Annotated in this window: 13 protein-coding genes; 6 read left to right on the top strand and 7 right to left on the bottom strand. The window is 71.4% G+C overall.

All coding sequences use genetic code 11. The features are described 5' to 3' along the window. Positions 1 to 34: 34 nt before the first annotated feature. A complete protein-coding gene (locus tag ACMATS_RS01345; RefSeq protein WP_414170632.1) occupies positions 35 to 796 on the bottom strand; it encodes an ABC transporter ATP-binding protein in 762 nt (253 codons plus the stop codon). A 272-nt stretch (positions 797 to 1,068) separates the two neighbouring features. On the opposite strand from ACMATS_RS01345, the gene ACMATS_RS01340 reads away from it, so the two are divergent. Next, a complete protein-coding gene (locus ACMATS_RS01340; protein ID WP_414166536.1) occupies positions 1,069 to 1,467 on the top strand; it encodes a hypothetical protein in 399 nt (132 codons plus the stop codon). Positions 1,468 to 1,648: 181 nt separating this feature from the next. Here ACMATS_RS01340 and ACMATS_RS01335 read toward each other — a convergent pair whose 3' ends face one another. Further along, positions 1,649 to 2,833, bottom strand: coding sequence for an RNA polymerase sigma factor (locus tag ACMATS_RS01335; RefSeq protein ID WP_414170631.1), 1,185 nt, complete (start codon positions 2,831 to 2,833; stop codon positions 1,649 to 1,651). A gap of 8 nt (positions 2,834 to 2,841) precedes the next feature. After that, complete coding sequence (locus ACMATS_RS01330) at positions 2,842 to 3,249, bottom strand: YciI family protein (protein WP_414166535.1); 408 nt, start codon at positions 3,247 to 3,249, stop codon at positions 2,842 to 2,844. Between the two features lie 380 nt (positions 3,250 to 3,629). Between ACMATS_RS01330 and ACMATS_RS01325 the strand changes: the two genes are divergently transcribed. Continuing rightward, complete coding sequence (locus tag ACMATS_RS01325) at positions 3,630 to 4,367, top strand: hypothetical protein (protein WP_414166534.1); 738 nt, start codon at positions 3,630 to 3,632, stop codon at positions 4,365 to 4,367. 99 nt (positions 4,368 to 4,466) lie between these two features. Here the strand turns inward: ACMATS_RS01325 and ACMATS_RS01320 are convergent, their stop codons facing one another. Further along, positions 4,467 to 5,405: an acetamidase/formamidase family protein gene (locus tag ACMATS_RS01320; protein ID WP_414166533.1), complete on the bottom strand. Its 939-nt coding sequence runs from the start codon at positions 5,403 to 5,405 to the stop codon at positions 4,467 to 4,469. A gap of 278 nt (positions 5,406 to 5,683) precedes the next feature. Between ACMATS_RS01320 and ACMATS_RS01315 the strand changes: the two genes are divergently transcribed. The 3 genes from ACMATS_RS01315 (at position 5,684) to ACMATS_RS01305 (ending at position 8,603) form a co-directional block, all read left to right on the top strand. Further along, the gene (locus tag ACMATS_RS01315; RefSeq protein WP_414166532.1) at positions 5,684 to 6,409 is read left to right on the top strand and encodes a metal-dependent hydrolase; all 726 of its coding nucleotides are present in this window, start codon (positions 5,684 to 5,686) and stop codon (positions 6,407 to 6,409) included. A gap of 185 nt (positions 6,410 to 6,594) precedes the next feature. Beyond that, on the top strand, positions 6,595 to 7,305 hold the full coding sequence (locus ACMATS_RS01310) for an MFS transporter (protein ID WP_414166531.1): 711 nt from the start codon (positions 6,595 to 6,597) through the stop codon (positions 7,303 to 7,305). Positions 7,306 to 7,373: 68 nt separating this feature from the next. Continuing rightward, the gene (locus ACMATS_RS01305; RefSeq protein ID WP_414166530.1) at positions 7,374 to 8,603 is read left to right on the top strand and encodes an acyltransferase family protein; all 1,230 of its coding nucleotides are present in this window, start codon (positions 7,374 to 7,376) and stop codon (positions 8,601 to 8,603) included. A gap of 24 nt (positions 8,604 to 8,627) precedes the next feature. On the opposite strand, the gene ACMATS_RS01300 is transcribed toward ACMATS_RS01305, so the two are convergent. After that, a complete protein-coding gene (locus tag ACMATS_RS01300) occupies positions 8,628 to 9,725 on the bottom strand; it encodes a hypothetical protein (RefSeq protein WP_414166529.1) in 1,098 nt (365 codons plus the stop codon). 203 nt (positions 9,726 to 9,928) lie between these two features. Here ACMATS_RS01300 and ACMATS_RS01295 point away from each other — a divergent pair, with 203 nt between their 5' ends. After that, positions 9,929 to 10,168: a hypothetical protein gene (locus ACMATS_RS01295; protein ID WP_414166528.1), complete on the top strand. Its 240-nt coding sequence runs from the start codon at positions 9,929 to 9,931 to the stop codon at positions 10,166 to 10,168. A gap of 84 nt (positions 10,169 to 10,252) precedes the next feature. Here the strand turns inward: ACMATS_RS01295 and ACMATS_RS01290 are convergent, their stop codons facing one another. Next, positions 10,253 to 11,467 carry a sensor histidine kinase gene (locus ACMATS_RS01290; protein WP_414170630.1) on the bottom strand — a complete coding sequence of 405 codons (1,215 nt, stop codon included), beginning with the start codon at positions 11,465 to 11,467 and terminating at the stop codon, positions 10,253 to 10,255. Positions 11,468 to 11,490: 23 nt separating this feature from the next. Next, on the bottom strand, positions 11,491 to 12,231 hold the full coding sequence (cseB, locus tag ACMATS_RS01285) for a two-component system response regulator CseB (protein WP_414166527.1): 741 nt from the start codon (positions 12,229 to 12,231) through the stop codon (positions 11,491 to 11,493). Positions 12,232 to 12,665 lie beyond the last annotated feature (434 nt).

The following is a 12,665-nucleotide window of genomic DNA, read 5'->3' as shown; positions in this document are numbered from 1 at the left end:
CGGTGCGGGGGCGACGGCGGTCGGCTGACGGCGGTCAGCTGGTGCGCGAGCGGGCGTCGAAGGACTTCATGAGGTCCAGGACCCGGTCCGGAGTGGGGTGCACCATCTCGTCGACGAGACGGCCGTCGGCGAGGAAGACCACGCGGTCCGCGTACCCGGCGGCGACCGGGTCGTGGGTGACCATGACCACGGTCTGGCCCATCTCGCGCACCGAGTCGTGCAGGAAGCCCAGGACCTCGGCCCCGGCACGCGAGTCGAGGTTTCCGGTCGGCTCGTCACCGAAGACGATCGCGGGGCGGGCGACCAGGGCGCGGGCCACGGCGACGCGCTGCTGCTGACCGCCGGACAGCTGCCCGGGCCGGTGGTCGAGGCGCCCGGAGAGGCCGACCATGGAGACCACCTGGTCCAGCCACTGCGGGTCGGGCCGGCGGCCCGCGACGGTCATCGGCAGCGTGATGTTCTCCAGCGCGGTCAGCGTCGGCAGCAGGTTGAACGCCTGGAAGACGAAGCCGATCCGGTCCCGGCGCAGCGCGGTGAGCTGCCGGTCGTCGAGCGTGCCCAGTTCCGTGGTGCCGATGCGGACGGAGCCCGAGTCGAACGAGTCGAGCCCGGCGACGCAGTGCATCAGGGTGGACTTGCCGCAGCCGGAGGGGCCCATGATCGCGGTGAACTCGCCCTCCCGGAAGGAGATGCTGACCCGGTCCAGGGCGACGACACGGGTCTCGCCACTGCCGTAGACCTTCGACAGGTCGGTGGTGGCGGCTGCGATCCCGGTCGCCGGGTGCAGCGCGAGCAGGTCACCGGGTGTGGTGGTCACGGGGGACTCCTCTTCGAGTGCGGATTCCAGTGCGGATTCCAGTGCGGAAAGGCGCACGTCGGAGGATGTCCGGGGAACGTATCGGGACCCCGGCCGCCGGGTAGCGGCCGTGTATCGGGCTGCGCGCAGCTGTGCAGCGGTTGTGCACGGGGCTCGCGTCCACGTGTTGGTGCCGGAGCAGCGCGGTGTCCCGGTCGCGCCCCGCCGGTGGCCCGCCTGCGGCGAGGGGAATATCCGTATCTCTTGACGCCTTGTTGACGATCATGCGTATCTTCCGTACCTACGCCCGCGCCTACGCCGACGACCTGGATGCGGTGCTGGCACCACTCACCACGGTGACGGGTGAGCCGATCAGCACCCGCTTCACGACGCCGGACGGCTTGGAGTTGGCCACGGTCGGCCGCGTTTTGGTGGTGGCGGGCGATGAGCGAACACTGGAGCCCTACAGGGCGACAGTGGCCACGCTCATCATCGATGACCTCGACGAGTGCCGGGCGCTGCTCAACCGGTCCGGAGCGCAGATCGTGCGCGGTCCGCAGGCCGTTCCCACGGGCAGGAACCTGACGGCCAAGCTGCCGGGTGGCGTCCAGATCGAATACGTGGAATGGGACGAGGCCCAGTGGGAACGTGCCGGAGGCCGACCAGCCTAGAGGCTCTCCTTTCCGAGTCCGGTGCCGGCGACCGCCCGTCGCCGGCCGGGCGGGCGTGAGCGGCCGGGCGTCGGACACCCGCTCTCCCAGCTCACGGGCGATGAGCATGCAGACCTCACGCCACGCGGGCATGGCGGTCATCACCCGTGGATCGTAGGCGCCACTGGTCTTGCGCGACCCGTCAGCGACACCGGCGGGCGTTGAGCCGGGCGGCCTGGCGGGTCAGATGGTCGCGCTCGGCGAGGTTGGGTGCCTTGTGGGCCGCCTCGGCGTACAGCCGTGCCGCCGTCGCCAGGTCGCCGTCGCGCTCGTGGAGGTACGCCGCCACCGCGGTGTGGCGGGGAATGGGGTCTCCCCTGCTCGAGCGAAGCCGAGAGCTTGGGGAAGAGGCGTCCAGCTCGGCGAGCGCCGCCAGGCCGGCGCGCGGACCGTCGGCCTCCCCGACGGCGACGGCGCGGTTGAGCCGGACGACCGGGCTGTCGGTCAGGCGCATGAGCTCGTCGTACCACTCGACGATCTGCACCCAGTCGGTCTCCTCAGCGGTGGGCGCGTCGGCATGGAGTGCCGCGATGGCGGCCTGGGCCTGGAACTCGCCCAGCCGGTCGCGGGCGAGGGCCGCCTGCAGGATCCCGATGCCCTCGGCGATCAACGCGGTGTCCCACCGGCCGCGGTCCTGCTCGGCGAGCGGCACCAGGCTGCCGTCGGACGCGGTCCGGGCGGCGCGCCGGGCGTGGTGGAGCAGCATGAGGGCGAGCAGCCCCGCCACCTCGGGGTGGTCGACGGCGGCCGCGAGCTGCCGGGTGAGCCGGATGGCCTCGGCGGCGAGGTCGACGTCGCCGGAGTAGCCCTCGTTGAAGACCAGGTACAGGACGCGCAGCACGGTGGCGACATCGCCGGGCCGGTCGAGGCGCACGCCGGCCACGGTGCGCTTGGCCCGGCTGATGCGTTGCGCCATCGTCGCCTCGGGCACCAGGTAGGCCTGGGCGATCTGGCGCGTGGTCAGCCCGCCGACGGCGCGCAGCGTGAGCGCGACCGCGGACGCCGGTGTCAACGACGGGTGCGCGCACAGGAAGTAGAGCTGGAGTGTGTCGTCCACCGCGGGCGCCGGCCCGGGCGCCGGCTCCTCCTCGACGCGGTCCTCACGCCGACGGCGGGCGGCGTCGGCGCGCGTCGCGTCGAGGAACTTGCGCCAGGCCACGGTGACCAGCCAGCCCTTGGCATCCCGCGGAGGGGCGGTCGGCCAGACGCGCAGAGCCTCGACCAGCGCGTCCTGCACGGCGTCCTCGGCCGCCGCGAAGTCGGCTCCGCGGCGGACGAGGACGGTGAGCGCGCCCGGCGTGAGGCTCCTGAGCAGGGCCTCGTTCATCGATGCGGTCACTCCGTGATGGTGGGCGGCGCGGCCAGGAACGGGCGCACCTCCAGCCACTCGTGGATCGGCTTCCCGCCCGCCCCCGGCGCGGCCGACAGCTCCCCGGCCACCTCGACGGCCCGCTCGTAGCTGTCGACGTCGATCACCATGAAGCCGGCGATGAGGTCCTTGGTCTCGGCGAACGGCCCGTCGGTGACCGGCGGGCGCCCCTCGCCGTCGTAGCGGACCCACGCTCCCTCGGGGGCGAGCGCCTGACCGTCGACGAATTCGCCGGTCTTCTCCAGGCGGGCCGCGAAATCGTTCATGTACTGCACATGGGCCGTGATCTCCTCGGGCGTCCACTGGTCCATCGGCACGCAGTTCACCGCCTGCGGGGCGCCGCGGTAGTGCTTCAGCAGCAGGTACTTCGCCATGGTGGTTCTCCTCGGTGCTGGTGCGCCCATTGTGGCCGCGTTCACCCCTGGGACGGAGCCGGGCGCGGGTTCTCGACATCGCCGTCCGATTTTTTTGGGGCTCTTGCGGATGAGCCCGTCACGCCGCCGGGCGGGGGAACGGCTACCGGGACAGCCGCCGGTGCCGGCCCTTCCCGCCTTGTCCAACTCAAGCGGTGCGGGTGGTTCGGGCTCCGGGTGGGGGAGCTGTGACGTTTCTGCGACGTGGAGCGAATTAATCCGCCGCACGAATCCGCATAGATTCACTCATGCACCACTAAGCCACCCCGGTCCGGGCCGGACCACGGCGGTCGGTGCCGGAATGTTCTTCTCCACCAGCACTTTCCTCTGCAGGAGTTGCCATGCGTCGCAGTCACACCCTCCGTACCGGCTTAGCCGTCGCCGTCCTCGCCGGTTCCGCCCTCGCTCCGACCGCCGCGTTCGCGGCCGCGTCCCGCGACGCCCGCGCCGTGTCGTCGGCCGCACCCTCAGCCGACCAGTGCACGGTGGTCAAGAACAGCAGCGTCGGCGCAGGCCTCGGCATCCGGATGACGATGAGCCCCCAGGGCCCGTCGGTCACCTTCCTCGACCCGGTCGACGGCCCGATCACCAGACTCGGCACGCTCGACCGCAGCCGTCCCGCGCTGCCGCAGGACGCGGGCATCGACGAGGAGATCCTCAACCCGTACGGCTCGACCCCGCAACTGCTCACCAAGACCCAGGGCGGCAATGACGGCCTGTACGGCCTCGTCGACTTCCCCCGGCTGCCCAAGGGCTGTTCGGTGGACAAGGCAACGGTCATCAAGCAGTGCACCGTGGTCAAGCACGAGGACATCGGTGCGGGCACCGAAGCCCGGATGACGATGAGCCCGCAGGGCCCGTCCGTGGACTTCTACGACTGGGCCGACGGCAGCCGGATCACAGAACTGGGCACACTCGACCGCGCCCGTCCCAAGCTTCCCGACTCCGCCGGCATCTACGAGGAAATCGTGCAGCCGAACAGCTGGGCCCCGCAACTGAAGTCGAAGACACAGGGCGGTCCCATCGGGTACGCATTCCTCGACTTCGCCAAGATGCCCAAGGGCTGCCCGCTGCACTGACCCACCCCGCACCACGTCATTCATCCCTGTTCCCGGCCGGAGCTGCACAGCCACGCCCCGTATCGCCACTGTCGGAGACAGTGGCCTTCCTCCGCGCAGTCAGCCGAGGTGGGCCAGTGCATCCGGCGTGATCAGCGCATGAGCGCCGACCGTGCCGTTGGCGACCTGGGTGACCCGGAGCTGGACGGCGAGGCCGGCGACCACGATCGCCTCCGGGGTGCCGATGCCGAGCCGCCGGGCCAGGAAGGCCACCGCCTGGTCGGCGGCGTCCCGGACGGCCTCGTCCAGCTCCTGGCCCAGGCCGAGGAAGATCTCGCCCGCCGGGGTGCCGGCCTGCGGGCGGGCCGGGGCCGGGCCGGGGAGCAGCCGGAAGGTCAGGGAGACCTCGTCCATCGGGCATTCCAGCGCGGTGGAGGCCAACTCGCCGTCGCCCTGCGCCGCGTGGCCGTCGCCGACCGAGAAGAGCGCTCCGTCCACCTCGACCGGCAGCCGCAGCCGGGAGCCGGGGACCAGCTCCCGGCAGTCCAGGTTGCCGCCCACCCGGCGCGGGTGGCGGGTCTCGTGCGGGCCCGGTGCGGCCGGGGCGTTGCCCAGCACTCCCATGAAAGGGCGCAGTGGGAGGGTGAGCCCCAGCCCGTGCGCGTCGCGGGCCAGCCCGGCGTCCGGGTCGAGCCGCCAGCCGATCAGCACCTCGCGCTCGGCGCTGAGCCCGCGGCGCAGCCGTTGCTCGCGCGGGCCGGCCGCGGTCCACCCCCAACCGCCCGGACGGACAGTGTTGATCTCGACCTCCAGGACACTCTCCGGGTGCGCCCCGCGGACGCGCACCGGGCCGCACAGGGCGTGCCCGATCCAGGGCTTCGGCCGGGGCGTGAACCCCGGGAGGCCGAACAGGCGCTCGCCGTTCTCCCCCCAACTGCCGTCCAGAGTGCGGAAGACGACCGTGTCCCCGGGATCGATCTCCAGCACCGGCGGGAGGGAGCGGTCGAACTGGCCGCGCACGGTTCCGGGTTCGGGGGAGAGGTGGTGGACCGCGGGCATGCGAGACCTTTCGCCAGGCCAAGAACTTCAACTGTTTGTTGAACTTGCGCGGATTGCACCGTAGGCAGCGGCCCGAGAGGTGTCAACGGCGGTGCCGTGCGGCCGATGCGTCGACTTCACGCCAGACCCGAACCGGGGGCCGGATACTCATTTGCCCATCGTTGACGCACCGTTGAGGCGGATGCGAGGGTTGGTCCCGCACCCGAGATCAACAGTTTGTTGAAGAGGGATTCCGCTGTCCGGGTGCGCTTCCTACGAGCCGGAGGTGTGCAGACACCTTGGACACCACACCGACACCGCAACACCGGATCAATGACGAACTCGCCTTCACCTGGATCGGGCACGGAACCTGGCTGATCCGCACCGCGACCGGAAAGCGGCTGCTGATCGATCCCTGGGTGGCCGAGAACCCGGCCGCACCCGAGCACGTCAAGACCATCGACCGGATCGACCTGATGGCCATCACCCACGGCCACGTGGACCACGTCAGCGACGCCGTGGACCTCGCCACCGCGCACCGGCCCACCGTGCTCTGCCCGATGGAGCTGGGCAAGTGGCTGGTGAGACAGGGGGTGGACGAGGGCTCCGTGGTCGGGTTCAACAAGGGCGGCACCGTGCAGCGGCACGGGATCACCTTCACCATGGTCCACGCCGAACACTCCTCCTCGACCCCGGACGGGACCTACACCGGCAACCCGGTCGGGTACGTGATCACCTTCGAGAACGGCTTCCGCGTCTACTTCTCCGGCGACACCGACGTCTTCGGCGACATGGCGCTGATCCGCGAACTCGAGGCGCCGGACGTGGCGTTCATCCCGATCGGCGACTTCTACACCATGGGCCCGCGGCGCGCCGCGAAGGCCGTGGAACTGCTCGGGGTGAAGACCGTGGTGCCGCAGCACTACGGCACCCGGGAGATGCACACCGGCCGCCCGCACCAGCTGGGCGCGCTGGTGGCCCCGGACGTCACCGTCGTCGAGGCGCGTCCCGGGCAGACCATCTGACGGTCGGCCGTTCGGCGGTCCGCTCCCGTACGACCCACCGATCCACCGCTCCCCCTACCTCAGCCCCTCAGCCCCTCAGTCCCTCAGATCCGTCCGACAGAGAGCGATCCGAGAACGAGAAAGACGCCATCATCGAGGCCCCGGCCGCCGGGGTGACCTCGCCGGGGATCCTGGCTTGCGCGGCGGTGGCGGTCGCCGCTCCGGTGCTGCTGGTCCGGTACGAGGCCCGGCACCGGGAGCCGCTGATCGATCCGCGGCTGTTCCGCCGGCCGCAGTTCGCCGGGGCGGTGGTCGCGGCGATCGGCGCCTTCGCGGCACTGGGCGGCTTCCTCTTCCTCACCGCCCTCTACCTCCAGGACGCGCGCGGCTTCTCCGCCCTGCGCACCGGCGTGTACCTGCTGCCGATGGCGGTGATGACGATCATCTGCCCGCCGGTGTCCGGGCGGCTGGTGGGCAGCCGGGGGCCGCGTATTCCGCTGCTGCTCTCCGGCACGGCGGTGCTGGCCTGCGGGCTGCTCTCGGCGTTGCGGCCGGTGCATGCCGGGGCGGTCTCGCTGTTCGCCGGGTTCGTCCTGTTCGGGACCGGCTTCGGGCTGGTCAACGTGCCGGTGACGAACGCGGCGGTGTCCGGGATGCCGCGCGCCCGGGCGGGCGTGGCGGCGGCGGTGGCCTCGACCAGCCGGCAGGTCGGGCAGGCGCTCGGGGTGGCGGTGATCGGCGCGGTCTACGCCCAGGCGCTGCGCTCGGGAGCGGGCCAGGCGGCGGCCTTCCGGCCGGGCTGGTGGGTGGTGGCGGTCTGCGGGGCGGTGGTCCTGCTGGTGGGAGCGGTGGCCACGGGACGGTCCCGGACGGAGCCAACGGTCGAGGCCGGTCTGCCCACCAGGGCGCGGGGCTGAACGAGGTGCCGATCGCCGGCCGGGCCGATCTATAAACTCCATGTATACACACTATGTATAGTGGCGCCATGCTCCTCAGGAACAGCCTTCCCATTCGAGCCATCAGGCATCTGCCGTCCCGCCCCTCCACTCCAGGCGGGCGGCTGGCCGCAGTCGACGGGCTGCGGCTGGTCGCAGCAGCGGCCGTGGCGGCCTATCACTACCTGGGCACCCCGACCCCCCGTTTCTGGGGCGAGACCTACGACCTGCCGCAGGCAGCACCCCTGATGCACGCGGTCAGCGGCTACGGCTGGCTCGGAGTCGAGGCCTTCTTCCTGATCAGCGGCTTCGTTATCTGCATGAGCTGCTGGGGGAGCACCCCGGCGCAGTTCGCCGTCTCCCGTATCGCCCGGCTCTTCCCGCTGTACTGGGCCGTCGTTCTGATCGTCGTCGCCGTGGGCACCGTCGTGGTGTTCGCCGGACAGCGGTCAGGGGCGCCCACGGACCTGCGCACCACCCTCGGCAACCTGACGATGATTCCCAGCCCGCTCGGCCTGGATTTCACCGCCGGTGTCGCCTGGACACTCTGGGTGGAAGCCCGCTTCTACCTGCTCATGGGCGCGCTGCTGCTGATCGGCCTGACCTACCGGCGCGTCATGGCCTTCGGATTCCTCTGGCTCGTCCTGGCGTCCATCGGCCGCGAACTGCACTCCACCGTCCTGGACGAGTTCCTGCTCAGCCAGTACGCCGGACTCTTCGTGGCCGGCATTGCGCTCCACCTGATGCACCGCTTCGGACCCAACCTGCTCCTGTGGCTCCTGGCCGGCTTCGCCTGGTGCTACACCCTGACCGTCCTGAACGACCGCGTCGCCACACACCACGGCTCCAACTGGCCGGTCAGCGCGGCCGTCCTCACCGGCTTCCTCGTCCTGCTCGCCCTGGCCGGCCCCGGCCCGCTGCGCCACCTCCAATGGCGAACCCTCGTCTACGCGGGCGCCCTGACCTACCCCTTCTATCTGGTCCACCAGAGCCTGGGCATACCCGTCACGCGCGGCATCCTCAAGGGCGTCCCCGGCCTCGGCCTGCTCCCGTCGATCGCCCTCGGGCTCCTCTTCTCCCTGCTGCTCGCCGCCGCGCTGAACCGCCTGGTCGACCGCAAACTCGGCCGCCTGCTCCGCCGCCACCTCACGGCCGCCCTCAACCCCACCCCCACCGGGCCGGACCGGCCCACGCCGCCCGCTGCCGACAGTTCTCACACACCGGTACCCGGCAGCGGTACCCCACCGGCGCGCTCGACTCCTGCGACGGCGAATGTGTAAGGGAGCTGCGGGCGGCGTGCGTCTCTAGTGGTTCTTCTCGGCGTCGTAGGCCTTCACGGCCGCGTCGCCCAGGTGCGGGCTGCGCTCCTCGTCGGAGCTCTCGCTGTTGTGGTAACTGACGTTGCCGATCAGGTAGCCCCAGCCGCGCGAGAGCTGGAGGTCGTCCAGCCAGGGGCCGCCGCTGGCGCCGTGGCCCTGGTCGCAGTGGATGGCCTCCTGGCCGGGCTGGAACGGCCAGAAGCCCGGCCGCCAGGTCGTGCCCGTGCAGTAGCGCAGGTCCTGGCCGGTGATGCCGGAGCGGGCCGGGTGCGTGTCGAACGGGTAGCCGAACTCATGGGCGTGCCAGGTGTAGCCGGAGTTGAACCTGTACCCCTGGGAGCCGGCCACGTCGGCCACCTTGCGGCCGTTCTGCGGCCAGAGGGTGATCACGGCGAGGTCGTAGTCCTTGTCCCCGCCGTTGAGGTAGCCCTTCGGGGTGGACACCGACTTCCACGTCCACGAGCCGAGCGGCTCCTGGCCGTTGTGGTAGTCCGGGACGAACCGCCAGTTGCTGTACCAGTGGCCGTTGCCGTCACTGGCGCAGTGCCCGGCCGTCCATATCAGGCTCTTGTTGGGCGAGTTGACGACCGAGGCGGTGCACTGGCTCCCGCCTTTGGGCGTGTCGAAGTAGAGCTTGCCGACGGTGGTGGCCGGCATGCTGCCGTGGGCGGTCCACACCGCGGAGCGGGAGACGTCGGCGAGCGTTCTCGCCGCGTCCGCCGTTTCCCCGGCCTCCTTGGAGACGCCCGCCACCGGCGCCGACCCCTGGCCCGTACGGGCGGGGAGTCTTTGCGTCTGCGGTGCCACCGGGCGTCCCTCCGGTGCCGGCACGGCCACCGGCCGGGCCGCTCTGATCCGTTCGGGCGTCCAGTGGGCGGCCACCCGCGAAGGAGCCTGCGAAGGATCCCCCGTCGAACTGTGCTGCACGGCCGTGGCAGCCGTGTTCGCATCCATCGGCTTTGCGGTCTCGTCCGCCTGGGCCGCGCCCGCCGGGACGCTCAGACCGAGCATCAGCACTCCGGCGACGGCCGTGACCGTCCGGGCCCGGCCGGACGGCCGGGACGCCATGAATCGCGTCTTCACCCCGTTCCCCCTTTGCATCGTGTGCTCGAAGCACGAAGACGCGTGCGAGTAGACCAGGCGGGCGGAGGGGAAGGGCGGGTTCGGGCAGCATTGGCTGGAACTCTGCGCATGGCTGGAGCGGTGGGGCTGCCAACCGGAGCCGTGTCCGGGGGAGTTGCTACCTTGACGACAGGCACACACTGTGCAGGAAGCTGGTGATCCCGATGTCCCGGAAGGCGAAGGCGACGCTCGTGGCGGCGGGCGCGGTGGCGCTCGGTCTGGCCATCACCGCGGCCCTGTGGCCCGGCGACCGGGACGCGGCCCCCGGGCCGCCGTCCCGCCCCGAGACGGCCGTGGTGCACGACTCCACCGCAAATCCGAAGGAGGTCGAGGAGCATTGGACTCCGGAGCGGATCCGGCAGTCCGACGAGAACATGCGGCACGCCACGGGCAAGGACGACTGACCCGGCAGCCGGTGCCGGACCCTGTCGTCACCAGCCGCCCTGCGCCGGCCCCATTGCCAACGGGCCGCCCCCCACGACGCCCTCTCAGTGCGGCAGGCGCAAGGTGGCGACGGCGCCGCCGTCCGGGGCGTTGGTCAAGTGCAGCTCGGCGCCCAGGAGTCGGGCCTGGCCCAGGGCGATGGTCAGGCCCAGGCCGTGGCCGGAGCCGCGCTCCTTCGCTCCGGTGTGGAAGCGGCGCGGGCCGCCCCGCAGCAGGTCGGGCGGGAAGCCGGGGCCGCGGTCGCGCACGACGACCGTCCGGCCCTCCACGGTGACCTGCACCGGGGCAGCCCCGTGCCGGTGGGCGTTGACAACGAGGTTGCTGACGATGCGTTCGAGGCGGCGCGGGTCGGTCTCCACGGCCGGCGCCGCAGAGGCGACGGTGACCTCGGCGTCGAAGCCCGTGCGCGCCACGGCCTCGGAGACGACCGCGCCCAGCGGGACATGGGCGCGGACCGGCTGTTCGGCGCCGGCGTCCAGGCGGGAGATCTCCAGCAAATCCTCGACCAGGCCGCGCAGATCACGCACCCGGGCCCGGAGCAGATCCTCCGTCTCGCCGGGCGGCAGCAGGTCGACGGCGGCCAGCAGACCGCCGACGGGGGTGCGCAGCTCGTGGGCCACGTCCGCGGTGAACTGGCGCTCGGAGCACAGCCGTCGGCCGAGGCTGTCGGCCATGAGGTCGACGGTGGCGGCGATGTCGGCCACCTCGTCGCCGCCCTTGGTGGGCCCGCTCCGGGCGTCGAGGTCCCCGGCGGAGATCCGCCCCGCGGTCTCGGAGACCCGCCGCAGCCGACGGCCGAGCAGCCCGGCCCCGTAGACCGCCAGGGGCGTCGCCGCCGCGAGGGCGATCAACGAGGCCACCGCCATGGTCGCGTCGAGCCGGCGCAGTGTGTGGAGCTCGGAGCTCATGTTGACCCGGACGGCCAGTACCCGGCTGCCCGGACCGCCGACGCGCTGGGCGGCCCAGATGCTCGGCCCCAAGTTGCCTTCGACGCGCCCGTCGTAGGCCGTATGCCGGTCTCCGTCGGCCAAGTGACGCAGCGCGGAAGGGAGATCGGTTGGATCGAGGTGGGCGCCGTCGGTCAGGGCTCCGGTGCGCCGGTAGACGTCCATGGCCGCGTACACGGTGTTGAAGGCCTGTGCCTCGGCCCGCTGACGGACGTCCTGCGCGGTCCACAGGTGCACCAGCACGCCCACCGCCGCAGCGACCAGGCATGCCGTGGCCGCGGCCAGCGCGGCGATCTTCCAGCGCAGGGACATGCGGGTGAACGGGCGCACCGGCCTCAACGCCTGAGCTTGTAGCCGAAGCCGCGGACCGTCTCGATCCGGTCCCGGCCCAGCTTCCTGCGCAGCCGCTGCACGCACAGGTCCACGACCCGGCTGTCGCCGTCCCAGCCGTACTCCCAGACGTTGCGCAGGAGGGTGTGCCGTTCCAGCACAATGCCCGGGTGGGCGGCGAATTCCAGCAGCAGCTTCAGTTCGGTCGGGGTCAGCGCCACCGGGCTCCCGGAGACGAAGACCTCCATGCCGCCGGTGTCGATGCTCAGATCGCCGAAGACGAGCACGTCCCCGGCGGGCGGCGGTGACGCGTCGCCCGCGCCCTGCCCGGGCCCTGCGGCGGGCGGGTAGGCCGCCCGCCGCAGCAGCGAGCGGATGCGTGCCACGAGCACGGACGTGTCCACGGGCTTGACCACGTAGTCGTCCGCCCCGGCCTCCAGGCCGGCGACGACATCGAGCCCGTCGCCGCGGGCGGACATCATCAGGACGGGCACCAGGCTGGTCTCCCGGACCCTGCGGCACAGGCCGATCCCGTCCAGGCCGGGCAGCATCACGTCCAGGACCAGCAGGTCGAAGGTCTCGTCGCGGAAGAGTTCGAGCCCCGTGAGCCCGTCGGCCGCGGCCTTCATCTCGTAGCCGTAGCGCTCCAGGGCGACGGTGAAGGACCGGCGCATCAGGTCGTCGTCCTCCACCAGCAGCACGCGAACAGGCCGTGGAGAGGCCGGAGCCGGGGCGGGCGAGGACACGAGCGGGTGACTCCTGTTCGGGGAAGGAACGATCCTCGAGGAACGATATGGCACACACCGGGCGGCACGGTCCGGTGCACCGTTCTCGGCGGGTTTCGATGAACAACCAAGCGTTCCTTGATACCCGGCTGATACACGGCATGCCCACTCCTGACGGAGTGTGGGCAAGCAGCCGCTAGGCCAATCAGACGAATTACGCTGATGATTGACCTTTATCCGTTTATGCTCGTTTCGGCGCTTCTTGTGCGCCCTCTTCCACGAGGGATTCCTGATATCGGGCTTCTCGCCCTGGAAGTCCGAGGCGGGCTTCCTCCGGAGCGGTCACCGGTAATGGCCGCGCCCGATGGAAGGGGGCGCCGATGGGGTGCCACACAAGGGAGCGTCCGCCATGGGTCATTCCGGCGAATGTCCGGAGCTCGGCGCGGCGAGTGGCC

The sequence above is a fragment of the Streptoverticillium reticulum genome, from assembly GCF_047456005.1.
In the GTDB taxonomy this organism is placed as follows: domain Bacteria; phylum Actinomycetota; class Actinomycetes; order Streptomycetales; family Streptomycetaceae; genus Streptomyces; species Streptomyces reticulum.
Note: the sequence above shows the minus strand (reverse complement) of the source record. Positions and strands in the feature narration are given on the sequence as shown.

Bases quoted from the DNA above. Each gene is read 5' to 3' on its own strand.
- ACMATS_RS01335 (WP_414170631.1), bottom strand. From the start codon at position 2,833: ATGAACGAGGCCCTGCTCAGGAGCCTCACGCCGGGCGCGCTCACCGTC.
- ACMATS_RS01330 (WP_414166535.1), bottom strand. From the start codon at position 3,249: ATGGCGAAGTACCTGCTGCTGAAGCACTACCGCGGCGCCCCGCAGGCG.
- ACMATS_RS01325 (WP_414166534.1), top strand. From the start codon at position 3,630: ATGCGTCGCAGTCACACCCTCCGTACCGGCTTAGCCGTCGCCGTCCTC.
- ACMATS_RS01320 (WP_414166533.1), bottom strand. From the start codon at position 5,405: ATGCCCGCGGTCCACCACCTCTCCCCCGAACCCGGAACCGTGCGCGGC.
- ACMATS_RS01305 (WP_414166530.1), top strand. From the start codon at position 7,374: ATGCTCCTCAGGAACAGCCTTCCCATTCGAGCCATCAGGCATCTGCCG.
- ACMATS_RS01295 (WP_414166528.1), top strand. From the start codon at position 9,929: ATGTCCCGGAAGGCGAAGGCGACGCTCGTGGCGGCGGGCGCGGTGGCG.
- ACMATS_RS01290 (WP_414170630.1), bottom strand. From the start codon at position 11,467: ATGTCCCTGCGCTGGAAGATCGCCGCGCTGGCCGCGGCCACGGCATGC.